This window comes from Lentzea waywayandensis (assembly GCF_900115955.1).
Lineage (GTDB): Bacteria > Actinomycetota > Actinomycetes > Mycobacteriales > Pseudonocardiaceae > Lentzea > Lentzea waywayandensis.
In genome coordinates this window covers 795,623-814,865 of sequence record NZ_FOYL01000001.1, presented here as the reverse complement: position 1 = coordinate 814,865, position 19,243 = coordinate 795,623, and the positions used below count along the sequence as shown (strand labels likewise).

Genomic DNA, 19,243 nt, shown 5'->3' with positions numbered 1-19,243 from the left:
GCACGCGACGGGTGCGACGGCGTTGCGCGTGAAGCTGACCCGCGACGGCGGCAACCTCGCCATCGCGCTCGCCGACACCACCGGCGCACCGGTCGCCTCGGTGGACGCGCTGGTGGTGCGCGCCGTCTCGGCCGAGCAGCTCAGCACGACCGATCGCGACTCGCTGTTCCAGCTGGACTGGGTCGAGGTCGGCCTGCCCGCCGAACCCGCCGCGAACGTCGTGGTGGAGCACGTCGTCGCCGAAGGCGAGGTCGTCCAGGCCACGCACGCGCTCGTGGCGCGGGCTCTGGCGCGGTTGCAGGAGTGGATCGCCGGCGAACGGCCCGAGAAGCTCGTGTTCGTCACCGGCGAGGGCTGCCTGGCAGGAGCGGCGGTGCGGGGTCTGGTGCGGTCGGCACAGACCGAGCACCCCGGCCGGTTCGGCATCATCGACACCGACTCCGGTGAGCTCGTCGCACGGGCGTCGGGCATCGACGAGCCCGAGCTGATCATCCGCGATGGCGTGGTGAAGGCCACCAGGCTCGCACGGGCGGCCAGCGTTTCGAGCGAGGTCACCTGGCAGGGACCGGTGCTGATCACCGGCGGCACCGGCGGACTGGGTGGCGTCATCGCGAAACACCTTGTCGCGCAGGGCGTCGAGGAGCTGGTGCTGGTCAGCCGACGCGGCGAGAAACCCGCGTGGGTCGCCGAGTTGGACGCACGCGTCACCGTCGCGAAGTGCGATGTGTCGGACCGCAAAGCCGTGCAGAAGCTGCTGAAGAAGCACCCGGTCCGGTCGATCGTGCACGCCGCCGGTGTGCTGGACGACGGCGTGATCGAGTCGCTCACGCCCGAGCGCCTCGCGACCGTGCTCAAGCCCAAGGTCGACGCCGCGTGGAACCTGCACGAACTGGCGGGTGACCTGGACAGGTTCGTGCTGTTCTCGTCCGTCGCCGGCACGCTCGGCAGCGCGGGCCAGGGCAACTACGCCGCGGCCAACGCGTTCCTCGACGCGCTCGCCGAACACCGGCCGAACACCGTCTCCCTCGCCTGGGGCGCCTGGGAAGGCGGCATGGCCGGGCATCTGTCCGAAGTGGACGTCGAACGCATGCGCCGCGCCGGCATGCCACCGATCTCGGTGCAGCAGGGCGTCGAGCTGTTCGACACGGCCGTAGCGCACGGCGGCGGAGCGCTGGCGCCGTTCCGGCTCGACCTCGCCGTGCTGCGGGCCAAGGGCGAGGTGGCGCCGGTGCTGCGCGGCCTGGTCCGGACGCGCTCGAAGCGTTCGGTCGCCGGCTCGGACACCGCGGTCACGCTCGTCTCGCGGCTTTCCGCGCTCTCCGAGGCCGACCGGCTCGAAGCGCTGCTCGACGTCGTCCGCGTGGAGGTCGCCGGGGTTCTCGGGCACGTCAACGCCCAGGTGATCGACCCCGCGCAGCGGTTCCGCGACCTCGGCTTCGACTCGCTGACCGCCGTCGAACTGCGCAACCGCCTCACCGCGTCGACCGGCATCCGCCTGCCCGCGACGCTGATCTTCGACTACCCGACGTCCGGCGCGCTGGCGTCCTACCTGCGCGACGAGCTGCTCGGAGCCGTTGCCGCCACAACGGATCTGCCCGCGTTGGTGTCCACTTCGGACGATCCGATCGTGATCGTCGGCATGGCCTGCCGCTATCCCGGCGGCGTCACGACGCCGGAAGAGCTGTGGCGGCTCGTGATGGACGAGGTCGACGCCGTCACCGGGTTCCCGTCCGATCGAGGCTGGGACCTCGAAGGCCTGTACCACCCGGATCCCGACCACATCGGCACGTCCTACACGCGCTCCGGCGGGTTCCTGCACGACGCGGCCGAGTTCGATCCGTCGTTCTTCGGCATGTCGCCGCGGGAGGCGCTGGCGACCGACACCCAGCAGCGCCTGCTGCTGGAGACCGCCTGGGAAGCCCTGGAGCGCGCGGGAATCGACCCGGCGTCGTTGCGGGGCAGCGCGACCGGCGTGTTCACCGGCCTGATGTACAACGACTACCAGTCCGTCGTCGGTGGCGGCGACATGGAAGGACACCAGGGCCAGGGCAGCGCGGGCAGCGTCGCCTCGGGCCGCGTGTCCTACGTGTTCGGGCTTGAGGGCCCTGCCGTCACGGTCGACACGGCGTGTTCGTCGTCGCTGGTCGCGATGCACTGGGCGATCCAGTCGCTGCGGTCGGGGGAGTGCTCGCTTGCGCTGGCCGGCGGTGTGACCGTGATGTCCACGCCGTCGACGTTCATCGAGTTCTCCCGGCAGCGCGGCGTTTCCGAGGACGGGCGCTCGAAGGCGTTCTCCGACTCCGCGGACGGCGTCGGCTGGGCCGAGGGCATCGGCCAGGTCGTGCTGGAACGCCAGTCCGACGCGCTGCGCAACGGTCACCGCATCCTTGCGGTCGTCCGTGGATCCGCGGTCAACCAGGACGGCGCCTCCAACGGCCTCACCGCACCGAACGGCCCGTCGCAGCAACGAGTCATCCGCGCGGCCCTGGCATCCGCCGGTCTCTCGGTCACCGATGTCGACGCCGTCGAGGCGCACGGCACCGGAACGCCGCTGGGCGACCCGATCGAGGCCCAGGCCCTGCTCGCCGTCTACGGCCAGGACCGCGCCGAACCGCTGTTGCTCGGCTCCATCAAGTCGAACATCGGCCACTCGCAGGCCGCCGCCGGTGTCGCGTCGGTGATCAAGATGGTGCAGGCACTGCACCACGGCGTGCTGCCGCGCACCCTGCACGTCACCGAGCCGTCGTCACACGTCGACTGGGAAGCCGGGGCCGTCGAACTGCTGACCTCGACGCGCGAGTGGCCTTCGGTCTCCCGCCCGCGCCGCGCCGGTGTCTCGTCGTTCGGCGTCTCCGGCACGAACGCGCACGTGATCTTGGAGGCCCCGAGCCTTCCTGAAACCCAGTCCGGATCGCCCCAGACCGGTCCGGTGCCGTGGCTGGTGTCGGCGAAGTCCGCGGAGGCGCTGGAAGCCCAGGTCGAGCGGATCCGAGCGGTCGAGGCCGACCCGGTCGACGTCGGGTTCACGCTGGCCGCCCGGACGGCGTTCGAGCACCGCGCGGTCGTCATCGGTGAGGACGTGGTCACCGGCCAGGTCAAGACCGCGGGCAAGACCGTCTTCGTGTTCCCCGGCCAGGGTTCGCAGTGGGTCGGCATGGGCAGCGAACTGCTCGCCACCAACGAGGTCTTCGCACAGAAGATCGCCGAGTGCGACGCGGCGCTGCGGCCGTTCGTGACCTGGTCGTTGATCGAGGTCCTCCGCGACGAACTGCCGCTGGACCAGGTAGACGTCGTGCAGCCCGTGCTGTGGGCGGTCATGGTGTCGCTGGCCGAGGTGTGGCGTTCGCACGGAGTCGAGCCGCAGGCGGTCGTCGGGCACTCGCAGGGTGAGATCGCGGCGGCGGCGGTCGCCGGGGCGCTCTCCCTCGACGACGCGGCTCGTGTGGTCGCGCTGCGCTCGCAGGCCGTGGACGAGGCGTTGTCGCGCAAGGGCGGCATGTTGTCGGTGCCGTTGCCGGTGGACGAGGTGCGGCCGCGGATCGCGCGGTTCGAGGATCGGGTCGCGGTCGCGGCCGTCAACGGGCCGAGGGCGACGGTCGTCGCGGGCGAGGTCGAGGCACTCGCGGAGATCGTGCTGGAGTGCGAGACGCAGGGCATCCGGGCGCGCATGATCGCGGTCGACTACGCCTCGCACACCCCGCAGGTCGAGGCGATCCGCGAGCGGGTGCTGGCGGATCTGGCGGAGCTGCAGCCGCGCACCGGCACGATTCCGTTGTACTCCACGGTGACCGGCGAACCGATCGACACCGCGATCATGGACGCCGGCTACTGGTTCACGAACCTGCGGCAGACCGTCGAGTTCCAGAACGCCACCAGCGCGTTGCTGCGCGACGGCTTCCGGTTCTTCGTCGAGCCGAGCGCGCACCCGGTGCTGACGTTCGGCGTCGAGCAGACCGTCGAGCACCACGACACCGAGGCAGTGGTGCTCGGAACGTTGCGGCGCAACGAAGGCGCGCATCTGCTCACCGCGCTCGCACAGGCACACGTCAACGGCCTCGACGTTCGATGGGACTTCCCCGGTGGCAAGCTGATCGACCTGCCCACGTACGCGTTCCAGCGGCGGCGGTTCTGGCCGTCCGGGCAGGTACGGCCCGGCGAACACCCGCTGCTCGGCGCGGCGGTCAGCGTCGCGGGCAGCGAGGATGTGCTGTTCACGTCGAGGCTGTCGGCGCGTTCGCACCCGTGGCTCGCGGATCACGCAGTCAGCGGCACGGTTCTGTTGCCCGGCACGGCTTTCGTCGAGCTCGCGGTCCGCGCCGGTGACGAGGTCGGCTGCGACACACTCGACGAGCTCACGATCTCCGCACCGCTCGTCCTCGACGGATCCGTGCAGCTACAGGTCGCGGTGAAGTCCGAGGACGCCAGTGGACGCCGCCAGGTCGCGATCTACTCGCGCACCGAGAACGACGCGCCGTGGACGCAGCACGCGTCCGGCACGGTGTCGACCGGCAGCGCTACCAGCGACTTCGACGCGACCGCATGGCCTCCTCAGGCCGAAAGTGTCGACGTCGAAGGAGCCTACGAACGCTTCGCGGACATGGGCTTCGAGTACGGGCCCGCGTTCCAGGGCCTGCGGGCGGTGTGGCGTTCCGGTGACGATGTGTACGCCGAGGTCACCACGTCCGAGGAGACCGCTGGCTTCGGCCTGCACCCGGCGTTGCTGGACTCCGCGCTGCACGCCGCGTTGCTCGCGAAGGACGGCGCAGGGCTGCCGTTCTCGTGGGAAGGCGTGTCACTGCACGCCACCGGAGCGACGGAGCTGCGGGTTCGGTTGCGCTCCCGCGGTGACACGATGGAGATCGCGCTCGCCGACACCACCGGCCAGCCCGTCGCGACCGTCGAGTCGCTCGTCGTGCGGCCCGTCGCGTTGCCGCGCAACGAGGTCGACCGCGACTCGCTGTTCCGCATCGAGTGGACGTCCGTGGCCCTGCCGTCCGAGGCCGCCGAGAACTTCGTCATCGAGCACGTCGCAGGAGACGGCAACGTCATCGAGTCGACGCGCACACTGACGACCCGAGTGCTCGCCAAACTCCAGGAGTGGATCTCCGGCGAACGTACCGAGCGCCTGGCTTTCGTGACCCGCGAAGGCGATCTGGCCGGGCAGGCCGTGTGGGGCCTGGTGCGGTCGGCGCAGACCGAGCATCCCGGCCGGTTCGTGCTGGCCGACATCGACGACGAAGCTCTTCTGCCGCAAGCGCTTGCCGCGGACGAGCCGCAGGTGCGCATCAGGCAGGGACAGCTCTTCGCGCCCCGGCTTCAGCGCGCTGTGGCGGCCCAGGAGACCGTCTGGGAGAGCCCGGTGCTGATCACCGGCGCCGGCGGGCTCGGTGGCGTGATCGCCCAGCACCTCGTCGCCGAGCACGGCGTCACGGAGCTGATCCTGGCCAGCAGGAGCGGTCGCAAGCCCGACTGGGAGGTCGACGCGGCCGTCAAGGTCGTCAAATGCGATGTCAGTGACCGCAAGGCGCTGCAGCGGCTGCTGAAGAAGCACACGGTCAAGTCGGTCGTGCACACGGCGGGCGTGCTGGACGACGGCGTGATCGAGTCGCTCACGCCCGAGCAGTTCGACACGGTGTTGCGGCCCAAGGTCGATGCCGCGTGGCACCTGCACGAGTTGTTGCCCGACGCCAGGATCGTGTTCTTCTCCTCCGCCGCCGGCATTCTCGGCGGCGCGGGCCAGGGCAACTACGCGGCCAGCAACGCGTTCCTCGACGCGCTAGCCGAGCATCGCGGCAACGCCGTCTCGCTGGCCTGGGGAACGTGGGAGGCGACGGTCGGGCTCACCGGTTCGCTGACCGACGCCGACCGGGAACGCCTGGTGCGCGCCGGAATGCCGCCGATCACGCCGGCGCAGGGCACCGCGTTGTTCGACGCGGCGCTCGCGACCGGGGAAGCGGTGCTGCTGCCCGCACGCCTCGACCTCGCGACGCTGCGGGCGCAGGGCGAGGTTCCCTCGTTGCTGCGCGGTCTGATCCGGACTCGCGCCCGCCGCGCGGTCGCCGGTTCGGACGCGGCGACCGGTCTGGCCGCGAAGCTGCGCCCGCTGGGCGACGCCGAGCGTCTCGACGCGCTGCTCGACCTGATCCGCGCGCAGGTCGGCGCCGTGCTGGCGTTGGAGAACTTCGACGCCTCACGGGCGTTCCGCGACCTCGGGTTCGACTCGCTGACCGCAGTCGACCTGCGCAACCGCCTCACCGCCGTCACCGGACTGCGGCTCCCCGCGACCCTGGTGTTCGACTACCCGACCGCTCACGTGCTCGCGACGTTCCTGCGTGACGAGCTGTTCGGCGCGGACGGCGGCGATGTCGTCACCACGCGGACGGTGTCGGACGACGACCCGATCGTCGTCGTCGGCATGGCCTGCCGCTTCCCAGGCGGGGTCAGCACGCCCGAGGACCTGTGGCGGCTGGTGCTGGACGGCACGGACGCGATCTCCGAGTTCCCGTCCGACCGCGGCTGGGACCTTGACACCCTGTTCTCCGGCAACGACATCGGCACCTCCTCGACACGTCTCGGCGGCTTCCTGCACGACGCGGGCGAGTTCGACCCGGCGTTCTTCGGGATGTCGCCGCGCGAGGCCCTCGCGACGGACTCGCAGCAGCGCCTGCTGCTGGAGACCGCGTGGGAGGCGTTCGAACGTGCCGGGATCGACCCGGTCTCGTTGCGCGGCAGCGACACCGGCGTGTTCGCGGGCGTCATGTACAACGACTACGCGCAGCTGCTCGGCGGTGAGTTCGAGGGCCACCACGGCACCGGCTCGTCGCCGTCGGTCGCGTCCGGCCGAGTGTCCTATGTGCTCGGTCTGGAAGGCCCGGCCGTCACGATCGACACGGCCTGCTCTTCCTCTTTGGTCGCAATGCATCTCGCGGCGCAGTCGCTGCGGACGGGGGAGTCGTCGCTGGCTCTCGCCGGTGGTGTCGCGGTGATGTCGACGCCGGCGACGTTCATCGAGATCTCCCGGCAGCGCGGCGTCTCGTCGGACGGGCGGTGCAAGGCGTTCTCGGAGGGCGCGGACGGCACCGGGTTCTCCGAGGGCGTCGGCCTGCTCGTGCTGGAACGCCAGTCGGACGCCCTGCGAAACGGCCACAACGTCCTCGCGGTCCTGAAGGGCACCGCCGTCAACCAGGACGGCGCGTCCAACGGCCTGACCGCGCCGAACGGCCCGTCGCAGCAGCGGGTGATCCGCGCGGCGCTCACGTCCGCCGGCTTGACCCCGCTAGATGTCGACGCCGTCGAAGCGCACGGCACGGGCACCTCCCTGGGCGACCCGATCGAGGCTCAGGCGCTGCTCGCCGTTTACGGGCAGGACCGCGCCGAACCCCTCTACCTGGGCTCGATCAAGTCGAACATCGGCCACACCCAGTCGGCGGCCGGTGTCGCCGGCGTCATCAAGATGATCATGGCGCTGCGCCACGGCGTGCTGCCGCAGACGCTGCACGTGTCCGCGCCGTCGTCGCACATCGAGTGGGACGCGGGCGCCGTGGAACTGCTCACCTCGTCCCGCGACTGGCCCGAGGTGGACCGGCCTCGTCGCGGCGGTGTGTCGTCGTTCGGCATCAGCGGCACGAACGCCCACGTGATCTTGGAAGCGCCGCCCCAGGCAGCCGCCCGACCGGCATCGACTCAGCAGGGCGGCGCCGTACCGCTCGCCGTCTCGGCGAAGTCGGCGGGTTCGCTGCGGGCGCAGGTCGAACGGATTCGGGCGGTCGAGGCCGACCCGGTCGACGTCGGGTTCTCGCTGGCCGCGCGCAGCAGGTTCGACCAGCGCGCGGTGATCGTCGGCGACGAGGTCGTCGAGGGTGCGGTGGCAGACGCCGGGCCGGGGCCGGTGTTCGTGTTCCCCGGCCAGGGCAGCCAGTGGCACGGCATGGCGGTCGCGCTGCTCGACGAGGACGAGACGTTCGCGCGGTGGATGGCCGAGGCCGACCGGGCGATCGCCGGACACGTCGGCTGGTCGGTCATCGACGTGCTGCGCGGCGAGGCCGCACTCCTGGACCGCATCGAGGTCCTGCAGCCCGCCCTGTTCGCGATCATGATCTCGCTCGCCCAGACGTGGCGCGCGAACGGCGTCGAGCCCGCCGCGGTCGTCGGCCACTCGCAGGGTGAGATCGCCGCCGCCTACATCGCGGGAGCGCTCACCCTCGACCAGGCCGCGCAGATCGTGGTCAAGCGGTCGCAGCTGTTCGCGGACGAACTCGTCGGCAACGGTGCCGTCGCGAGCATCGCGTTGCCCGCGCCGGAAGTCGAGAAGCTGTTGCCGCCGGAGCTGGCGATCGCGGGCGTCAACAGCCCGCACGCCTGCACGGTCGCCGGTGCCGTCCCCGCGCTCGAGAAGTTCGTGGAAAGCTGTGTCGCCCAGGACATCCGCGCCCGCGTGATCGGCTCGACGGTCGCCTCGCACTGCGCGCAGGTCGACCGCCTCCGCGACCGGATCCTGGAGCTGTTCGCGGACATCACGCCGCAGCCCGGAACCGTGCCGTTCTACTCGACCGTCACGGCCGGGCGCATCGACACCACGACCCTCGACGCCGAGTACTGGTTCCAGAACGCCCGGAAGCCCGTCAGCTTCGCGAAGGTGGTCGAGCAACTCGTCGCGGACGGCCACCGCGTGCTGATCGAGTCGAGCGCGCACCCCGTGCTGATGCTGCCCGCGCAGCAGACCGCGGAGGCGATCGGCACCGAGATCGTCGCGATCGGCTCGCTGCGCCGCGACCAGGGCGGCAGCCACCGGTTCACCACCTCGCTCGCCGAGGCGTGGGTCGCGGGCCTCGACGTCCGGTGGCAGTACCCCGGCGGCCGGGCCATCGCACTGCCGACGTATCCGTTCGACCACCAGAGGTTCTGGCCCGAGCCGCTCGTCAAGGACACCTCCGACCCGGTCGACGCCGAGTTCTGGGAGCTCGTCGACAACGGCGGCCTGGAGGAGATGGGCGTCGGACAGGGCGTCGCGGACACGCTCGCGCAGTGGCGCAACCGCCGCAAGTCCGAATCCACAATGGACACCTGGCGGTACCGCGACCAGTGGACCCCGGTCACCGTCGGCGGAACCCCGGCCGGCTCCTGGCTGGTCGTCACGTCCGGCACGGCCGCTCAGGACGTGATCGACGCGCTCGGCGCCGTTCACCTCGACGTCGACGAGCAGATCACCCGCGCGGACCTCATCGCACGCCTGCCCGAGACGATCGACGGCGTCATCGCGATGACCGGCCTGCAGGCGACGATCACGCTGGTACAGGCACTGGCGGAAGCCGGTGTCAGCGCGCCGATCTGGGCCGTCACCCGCAACGCCGTCGCGGTCGGTGGCGAGGAGGTCGACCCGGCGCAGACCGCGCTCTGGGGCCTCGGCCGCGTCGCCGCGCTCGACCTGCCCCGCCGCTGGGGCGGCCTGATCGACCTGCCCGCGACGCTGGACGACAAGGCCGCACAACGGTTCGCGGCCGCGTTGACCGGTACGGAGGACCAGGTCGCGATCCGCGACAACGGCGTGTTCGCCCGCCGTCTCGTCCGCGCGAACGCCCACCACAGCCCGGACTTCCAGGCGTCGGGAACGGTGCTGATCACCGGCGGCACGGGCGCGCTCGGCGGGCACGTCGCCCGCTGGATGGCCGAGGCAGGAGCCGAGCACCTGGTGCTCACCAGCCGCCGCGGCCTGGACGCGCCCGGCGCGGCAGAACTCAAGGCGGAGCTCGAAACGACCACCCGCGTCACGATCGCGGCCTGCGACGCGGCGGACCGGGACGCCCTGGCAGCCCTGCTCGCGAGCATCGACGACCTCACGACGGTCGTGCACGCGGCGGGCATCGGCACCGGCGACGCCCCGATCGACGAGATCCGGTACGAGGACGTCACCGCGCTGCTCGACACGAAGATCACCGCGGCCCGTCAACTGCACGAACTCGCGCCACAGGCCCGTTTCATCCTGTTCTCGTCGGGTGCGGCGAGCTGGGGCAGCGGCGGCCAGCCCGCGTATGGCGCGGCCAACGCCTACCTGGACGGCCTCGCTCACCTGCGCCGCTCGCAGGGTCTGCAGGCGACGTCGATCGCGTGGGGCGCGTGGGCGGACGCCGGCATGGCCGCCGATCACGGCATGTACGAGGCGCTGCAACGGATCGGCATTGGCGCGATGCCGCCGGAGCTCGCGATGAAGGTGCTGCGCCAGGCCGTCGCCGACGACCAGACCCAGCTCACCGTCACCAACATCGACTGGGCGAAGTTCGCGCCGAGCTTCACCGCCGAACGCCCGAGCCCGTTGCTCAGCGGCATCGCCGAGGTGCGCGCGGCGCTGGCCGACGAGGTCGTCGAGGAGTCGGAGCTCAAGCAGCGCCTCGCCCGGTTGACCGAGGCCGAACGCGACCGCGCACTGCTTGACCTCGTGCGCGCCGAAGCCGCCAAGACGTTGGGCTACCAGGAAAGCGACCAGGTTCCGGTGGCCCGCGCGTTCCGCGAACTCGGGTTCGACTCGGTCACCGCGGTCGAGATGCGCAACCGGTTGAAGACCGCGACTGGACTCGCACTGCCCGCGACGCTCGTCTTCGACTACCCGACCGCGACGACGCTGTCGCAGCACCTGCGCGACGAGCTGTTCGGCGGCGCACAACAGATCGAGGTCCGCGCGGCCACGATCGCCACCGACGACCCGATCGCGATCGTTGGCATCGGCTGCCGGTACCCCGGCGGCGTGACGACGCCGGAGTCGTTGTGGGACCTGGTCTTCGAGGGACGGGACGTGATCTCGCGGTTCCCGGCCGATCGCGGCTGGGACCTGGCACGGCTCGCCAGTTCGACGTTCGAGGGCGGGTTCCTCGACGCCGTCGCCGACTTCGACGCGGGCTTCTTCGGCATCTCGCCGCGCGAGGCCGTCGTGATGGACCCGCAGCAGCGTCTGCTCCTGGAGACCTCGTGGGAGGCGCTGGAACGCGCGGGCATCGACCCGACGTCGTTGAAGGGCAGCCTGACCGGCGTGTTCGTCGGCACCACCGGCCAGGACTACGAGTCGCTGCTCAACCGGTCGCTGGAGGAGACCGGCCCGTACGCGACGACGGCGTTCTCCGCCTCTGTGCTGTCCGGCCGCATCTCCTACCTGCTCGGACTCGAAGGCCCGGCCGTCACGATCGACACGGCCTGCTCGTCGTCCCTGGTCGCGATGCACTGGGCCGCACAGGCCCTGCGCAACGGTGAGTGCGACCTGGCACTGGCCGGTGGCGTCGCGGTGATGACCACGCCGAACGCCTACTCCGCGTTCACCGCGGCCGGCGGACTCGCGCCAGACGGTCGCTGCAAGGCGTTCGCGGAGTCCGCCGACGGCACCGGCTGGTCCGAAGGCGCCGGTGTGGTTCTGCTGGAACGCCTGTCGGACGCTCGCCGCCACGGTCACGAGGTGCTCGCCGTGCTGCGCGGTTCGGCGGTCAACCAGGACGGCGCCTCGAACGGCCTGACCGCGCCGAACGGCCCGTCGCAGCAGCGCGTGATCCGACAGGCGCTGGCGAACGCCGGGCTGACACCGTCCGAAGTGGACGCCGTCGAGGCGCACGGCACGGGCACGACCCTGGGTGACCCGATCGAGGCTCAGGCCGTGCTCGCGACGTACGGGCAGAACCGGGAGACCCCGCTGCTGCTCGGCTCCATCAAGTCGAACCTCGGCCACCCGCAGTCCGCCGGCGGTGTCGCCGGTGTGATCAAGATGATCATGGCGCTGCGCAACGGAGTGCTGCCGCGGACGCTGCACGTCGACGCGCCGTCGTCCAACGTGGAATGGCAGACCGGCAACGTCGAACTGCTCACCGAGCGCCGGGACTGGCCCGCGAACGGCCACCCGCGCCGCGCCGGCGTCTCGTCGTTCGGTGTCTCCGGCACGAACGCGCACGTGATCATCGAGGAGGCGCCGGAGTTCGCGGCCGCGGTTCCCGAGGTCACGGCGACCGCCTCGGTGGTGCCGCTCGTCGTGTCGGGCCGGTCCGAGGAGGCGCTGGCCGATCAGCTCGCTGGCCTCGGCTCGGTCGACGCCTCGCGGCTCGACCTGGCCTATTCGCTGGCGGTGTCGCGCAGTGCGTTCGAGCACCGGGTGGTGCTGGTGGACGGCGTGGAGATCGCCAGGGGAGAGGCGGGTGAACGCGATCTGGCGCTGCTGTTCACGGGGCAGGGGTCGCAGCGGCTCGGCATGGGCCGGGACCTGTACGAGCGGTTCCCGGTGTTCGCGGACGCCTTCGACGCCGTGCTCGTGCACCTCGACCCCGCGCTGCGGTCGGTCATGTGGGGCGAGGACGCGGACGCGCTGAACCAGACCGGCAACGCCCAACCCGCGATCTTCGCGCTGGAAGTGGCGCTGTACCGGTTCGCGGAGTCGTTCGGCATCAAGGCCGACCGGCTCGCGGGCCACTCGATCGGCGAGATCGCGGCCGCGCACGTCGCCGGCGTGTTCAGCCTCGAGGACGCGTGCACGCTGATCTCCGCACGCGCTTCGCTCATGCAGGCGCTGCCGACCGGTGGCGCGATGTTCGCGATCGAGGCCGGCGAGGAGGAGATCACCCCGCTCCTCACCGAGGGCGTGTCCATCGCCGCGGTCAACGGTCCGAACGCCGTGGTGATCGCGGGTGTGGAACAAGAGGCACGTAGGATTGTTGAACAACTCAACGATCCTACGTCCGGATCCGCGTCTGGATCTGGGCCGCGCAAGGTCAAGCAGTTGCAGGTCAGCCACGCGTTCCACTCGCCGCTGATGGAGCCCATGCTGGACGACTTCCGCGCGGCCATCGCCGGGATTTCGTTCAACAATCCGACGATCCCGTTGTTGGCTGGTGGGATTGTTCAACAATCCGAGTACTGGGTGCGGCACGTGCGGGAGACCGTGCGCTTCCACGACACGGTGCGCGCGCTCGACGGCAGCACGTTCCTGGAGATCGGGCCGGACGGCGTGCTGTCGGCGATGGTCAGCGGCATTCCGTTGCTGCGCAGGGATCGCGGTGAGGAGCAGGCGTTCGTCGCCGGGCTCGCCCGCCTGCACGTCAGCGGCGCGACCGTGAACTGGAGCGCGCTGTTCGAGGGCACGGGAGCGCGGCGGATCGACCTGCCGACGTACGCGTTCCAGCACGAGCGCTACTGGCCGACTGTGCTCGACGCCGCGCCGGTCGACCGAGCCAAGTCCACTGTGGACTCCTGGCGGCACCGCGAGTCGTGGGAGCGGATCACCGCGCGTGGCTCGATCTCCGGGACGTGGCTGGTGCTCGGCGCCGAGGACGACTTCGCCCGCGAGGTCGCGGCGGCCGTCAACGGCATCGTGGTGCAGGAGGTGCCGGACACGCCGTTCGACGGGATCGTGTCGCTGCTCGCGTTGGACGGTGAGGCGGACGAGAACGGCGTGCCGCGCGGCGTGATCGCGACGATGGAGCTGATCCAGTCGTTGGCGCGCAAGGGTGTGAGCGCCCCGGTGTGGGCAGTCACGCGAGGTGCCGCGACCAGCGCGACGCAGAGCGCGGTCTGGGGCCTCGGGCGGGTCGCCGCGCTGGAACTGCCGACGCAGTGGGGCGGTCTGGTCGACGTCACCGGTGACATCACCGAGCTGGCAGCGGTGCTCGCCGGCGACGAGACCGAGATCGAGATCCGGGCCGAGGGCGTGTTCGCGAGGCGTTACGACGCGGCGCAGCCCACCGACGCGATGTGGGAGCCGCACGGCACTGTCATCGTCACCGGTGGCACGGGCGCGCTCGGCACGCACGTCGCCCGTGACCTCAAGCAGCGCGGCGTCGAGAAGATCGTGCTGGTCAGCCGACGAGGCCTGGACGCGCCGGGAGCCGCCCAGCTCCAGGAAGAACTGGGCGCGGAAGTCGTGGCGTGCGATGTCGCGGACCGTGCGGCCGTTGCCGGCCTGCTGAACACGTACTCACCGAACGCCATCGTGCACACGGCCGGCGTGCTGAGCGACGGCGTGCTGGAAGGCCTTGCGCCGGAACGGTTCGCGGACGTGTTCCGGTCGAAGGTCGCCTCGGCCCTGGTGCTCGACGAACTGACGCGCGATCGGGAACTGGACGCGTTCGTGCTGTTCTCGTCGGTCGCGGGCGCTCTCGGCAACCCCGGTCAGGCCAACTACGCGGCCGCCAACGCCGTGCTCGACGCCATCGCGCGGGACCGGCGCGCGCAGGGCCTCGCGGCGACGTCGATCGCGTGGGGCGCGTGGGCCGGTTCCGGGATGGCGGACGGTGTCGGCGCGGACCTGAGCGCGATCACGATGCGGCCTGACCTGGCCGTGGAGTCGATGTGGCGGGCGGTCGCGGAGGACGCGCCGACCGTCGCCATCGCGATCCTGCCGGAGAAGAAGCCCAAGGCACGCAAGAAGATCGAGGTCAGTGGTGACGTGCTGGAGGTCGTCCGGACGGCCGTCGCGGCGGTGCTCGGCTACGCCGGGCCGCACGCGGTGGGCGTGGACAAGGAGTTCCGCGACCTCGGGTTCGACTCGCTGACCGCGGTCGAGCTGCGCAACCAGCTGTCGGCGGCGACCGGGCGGACGTTGCCCGCGTCGCTCGTCTACGACTACCCGACGCCGCGCCGCCTCGCCGACCACCTGCGCGGGGGAGAAGCCGAATCGGCGGAGAACGTCGTTGCGCGTAACGACGAACCGATCGCGATCGTCGGCATGGCCTGCCGCTTCCCCGGTGACGTCACCACGCCGGAACAGCTGTGGCAGCTGCTGGTCGACGGACGGGACGGCATGGGCGCGTTCCCGGTCGACCGCGACTGGGACGTCGAATCGGTGCTGTCGACGTCGGTGACGCGCGAGGCCGGTTTCCTCGCCGGGACAGCGGACTTCGACCCGGCGTTCTTCGGGATCTCGCCGCGTGAGGCGATGGCGATGGATCCGCAGCAGCGGTTCCTGCTGGAGACCACGTGGGAGGCGCTGGAGCGGGTCGGCGTCGATCCGCTGTCGTTGCGGGGGTCGCAGACCGGTGTCTTCGTCGGCACGAACGGCCAGGACTACGCGACGCTGCTGACGTCGTCGGCCGAGGACACCGAGGGTCACGCGGCCACGGGTCTCGCGGCGTCGGTGATCTCGGGTCGCCTGTCCTACACGTTCGGTTTCGAGGGGCCGGCCGTCACCGTCGACACGGCATGTTCCGCCTCTCTCGTTGCGATGCATCTCGCGGTGCAGGCACTGCGCGGCGGTGAGTGTTCGCTGGCCGTGTCCGGCGGCGCCACGATCATGACCACGCCGTTCGCCTTCGCCGAGCTGACCCGGCAGGGTGCTCTCGCGGCGAACGGCAGGTCGAAGGCGTTCTCCGACGACGCCGACGGCGCCGGTTGGTCCGAGGGTGTCGGCATGGTCGTGATGGAGCGGCTGTCCGACGCGGTGCGCAACGGGCATCAGGTGCTCGCGGTGATCCGCGGCTCGGCGGTCAACCAGGACGGCGCGTCCAACGGCCTGACCGCACCCAACGGCCCCTCACAGCAGCGCGTGATTCGTGCTGCTCTCGCGAACGCCGGTCTGTCCGTGGGCGATGTCGACGTCGTCGAGGCGCACGGCACCGGTACGGCCCTGGGTGACCCGATCGAGGCCCAGGCTCTGATCAACACCTACGGCGCGGACCGGTCGTCGCCGCTGTGGCTGGGTTCGGTGAAGTCGAACATCGGCCACACGCAGGCGGCGGCGGGCGTCGCGGGCGTGATCAAGATGGTGCTCGCGCTGCGCCACAACCTGTTGCCGCAGACGCTGCACGTCGCCGCGCCGTCCTCGCACGTCGACTGGTCCGACGGCACGGTCGAGCTGCTCACTGAGGCCCGTGGCTGGGAGACCAACGGCCACCCGCGCCGCGCGGGCGTCTCCGCGTTCGGCATCTCGGGCACGAACGCCCACATGATCCTCGAAGAAGCCCCAGGTCAGGCCAGTCGGCCGGAGTTCGTTCAGCAGGTCGGCGCGGTGCCGCTGGTCGTGTCGGCGAAGTCGCCGGCCTCGTTGAAAGCGCGCATCGAGCAGGTGCGCGCACTGGAGGGCGATGCGCACGATCTCGCGTTCTCGTTGCTGACGACCAGGTCGGTGTTCGACCACCGTGCGGTGCTCATCGGGGACGAAGTGGTCCAAGGCATCGCGCAGGAGAGTGCGCCGGTGTTCATCTTCCCCGGCCAGGGCAGCCAGTGGCACGGCATGGCGGTCGACCTGCTGGACGAGGACGAGACGTTCGCGCACTGGATCAACGAGTGCGACGCGGCGATCGGCAGGCTCGTCGGCTGGTCGGTGATCGACGTGCTGCGCGGCGAGGCCGCACTCCTCGAACGCATCGAGGTGCTGCAACCGACGTTGTTCGCGATCATGGTGTCGCTGGCCCAGACGTGGCGGGCGAACGGTGTCGAACCCGCCGCGGTCGTCGGCCACTCGCAGGGTGAGATCGCCGCCGCCTACGTCGCCGGGGCGCTCAGCCTCGACGAAGCGGCCAAGATCGTCGTCCTGCGGTCGCAGCTGTTCGCGGACGAGCTCGTCGGAAACGGCGCGGTGGCGAGTGTCGCGTTGCCGGTCGAGGAAGCGCGCAAGCTCATCGAGCAGTGGCCGGTGCTGTCCATCGCGGGCATCAACAGCCCCAACGCCTGCACGGTCGCCGGAGCCCTGCGGGAGCTCACCGAGTTCGTGGAACTGTGCCAGGCCAGGGAGATTCGCGCACGGGTGGTCGCGTCCACGGTCGCGTCGCACGGCCCGCAGGTCGAACCGTTGCGCGAGAAGCTGATGAACCTTCTCGGCACGATCACGCCGCGCTCGACCGGCATCGCGTTCTACTCGACGGTCAAGGCCGACCGCGTCGACACCGCGACTTTGGACGCCGGCTACTGGTACGAGAACGCGCGGCGCCCCATCGAGTTCGTCGCGGTCACCAGGAAGCTGATCGAGGACGGCTACCGCGTGTTCGTCGAGGCGAGCCCGCATCCGGTGCTGACGATGTCCGCGCAGGCCACGGCCGAGGCGGACGGCACGGAACTCGTGACGGTCGGTTCGCTGCGCCGCGACCAGGGAGGCGGCCACCGGTTCACCACCTCGCTCGCGGAGGCGTGGGTCGCGGGCCTCGACGTGCGGTGGAAGTGCGAGGGCCGCAGGATCGACCTGCCGACGTATCCGTTCAGCCGCAGCAGGTTCTGGCCCAAGGCCGGCGCCAAGGTCGTCAACGCCGAGGACAGCGCGTTCTGGCAGCTCGTCGAGAACGGTGAGCTCACCGGCGCTCTCGGCGTCGACGCGGAGAACGTCCTGCCCGCGCTCAGGGAATGGCGCGCGAAGCAGCAGATTCAGTCCACTGTGGACGGTTGGCGTTATCGCGACTCGTGGCAGCTCCTGCGCGGCGTCCAGGCCACCGGCATCAACGGCACCTGGCTCGCGGCCGTTCCCGAGCACGTCGACGAGTGGACCGAGGCGGTGCTGCGGACGTTCGGCAACGACCTCGTGCGGATCACGGTCCGCGCCAACGCCGAACGCGCGCTGCTCGCCACCGAACTGATCGGCATCGAACCCGTCGGCGTGATCTCGTTGCTCGGCACGGAGAACACGCCGCATCAGGAGTTCACCGCGACGCCGCTCGGTCTCGCGCTGAACGTCCTGCTCCTGCAGGCACTCGGCGATGCCGGCAGCACCGCGCCGTTCTGGGCGGTCACGAAGCAGGCGATCTCGACCGGCGCGAACGATCCCGTGCACCACCCCGAGCAGGTGGCGTTGTGGGGCCTCGGCAGGGTCGCGGCGCTCGACCTGCCGCGCCACTGGGGTGGCCTGGTCGACCTGCCGGGGACCATCGACGGCCAGATCGAACAGGGCCTGGTCGCCGCCATCACCAACGGCGGGGGCGAGGACCAGCTCGCGGTCCGCGACACCGGTGTGCACGGCCGCAGGCTCGTCCCGGCCCAGCGCGCGCCCAAGTCCACGGAATGGACCCCGCGCGGCACGGTGCTGATCACCGGCGGCACCGGCGCGCTGGGCGGTCACGTCGCCCGCTGGGTCGCCGGACGCGGCGCCGAGCACGTGCTGCTCACCAGTCGGCGCGGTGATCAGGCGCCAGGAGCGGCAGAGCTGCGTGAAGAGCTGGAAGCGTTGGGAGCGCGCGTCACCATCGCGGCCTGCGACGCGTCGGATCGGCAGAGCCTGAAGTCGGTGATCGACACGGTGCCCGACCTGCGAGCCGTGGTGCACGCGGCCGGCATCGTCGAAGGCAACGCCACCACCGGCGCGCTGGGCATCGACCAGCTGGATCGCTTGCTCAAGGCCAAGATGACGTCGGCCTGGCTGCTGCACGAGCTGACAGGTGATCTGGACGCGTTCATCCTGTTCTCGTCCGGTGCGGCGAGCTGGGGCAGTGGCGCGCAACCCGCGTACGCCGCCTCGAACGCCTACCTCGACGGCCTCGCGCACTTCCGGGCCTCCCAGGGCCTCAAGGCCACGTCGATCGCGTGGGGTGCCTGGGCGGACTCCGGAATGGCGTCGGAGAACGAGGAAGGCGCCGAACAGCTGCGCCGACGCGGCGTGCACACGATGAAACCCGACCTCGCGATCACCGCGCTGCAGCAGGCGGTCGAGGACGGCCACACCTCGCTGACGATCACCAACATGGACTGGGAGAAGTTCGCGCCGAGCTTCACGGCCTCGAGGCCGAGCCCGTTGCTGATGGGCATCCCGACAGTCCGGGAAGCCCTGGAAGAGCCCGAAACGACGGACTCAGGGCTCAAGGAACGGCTCCTGGCGTTGCCCGAGGCGGAACGCGCACGCACACTGCTCGACCTCGTCCGCACGGAAGCCGCGGCAACACTGGGCTTCGACGGCGCGGAGGCGTTCGGGCCGACCAGGGCGTTCCGCGACGTCGGCTTCGACTCGGTGACCGCGGTCGATCTGCGCAACCGGCTCAAGGCGGTCACCGGCGTGGCGCTGCCCGCGACGCTGGTGTTCGACTACCCGACCCCCGCCGCGCTGGCCCAGTTCATCCGCACGGAGCTGCTCGGGGAGGCCGCGAGCATCGCCCACGACCCCGACGCGCCGATCCGCGACGTGCTCGCGGCGATCCCGATCAGCCGTCTGCGGCAGGCCGGGCTGCTGGACCTGGTGCTCCAACTTGCTCAGGACAGTGGGGAAAACAACAGCGCCGGAGATGTTGTGCTAGCAGCCGAGGCGGAATCGATCGACGACATGGACGGCGAAGCCCTCCTGCGTCTGGCGATCGGGGACGCCATGGACTAG

Annotated in this window: 1 protein-coding gene (only partly in view); it reads left to right on the top strand. The window is 70.9% G+C overall.

Annotated features, from left to right (window positions below; translation table 11 throughout):
• On the top strand, positions 1 to 19,243 hold the 3' portion of the coding sequence (locus tag BM417_RS48980) for a type I polyketide synthase (protein WP_245821662.1). Its footprint begins 7,997 nt before the window's first position; the window shows 19,243 of its 27,240 coding nt (coding positions 7,998-27,240); the start codon falls outside the window, past its left edge; it ends in the stop codon at positions 19,241 to 19,243.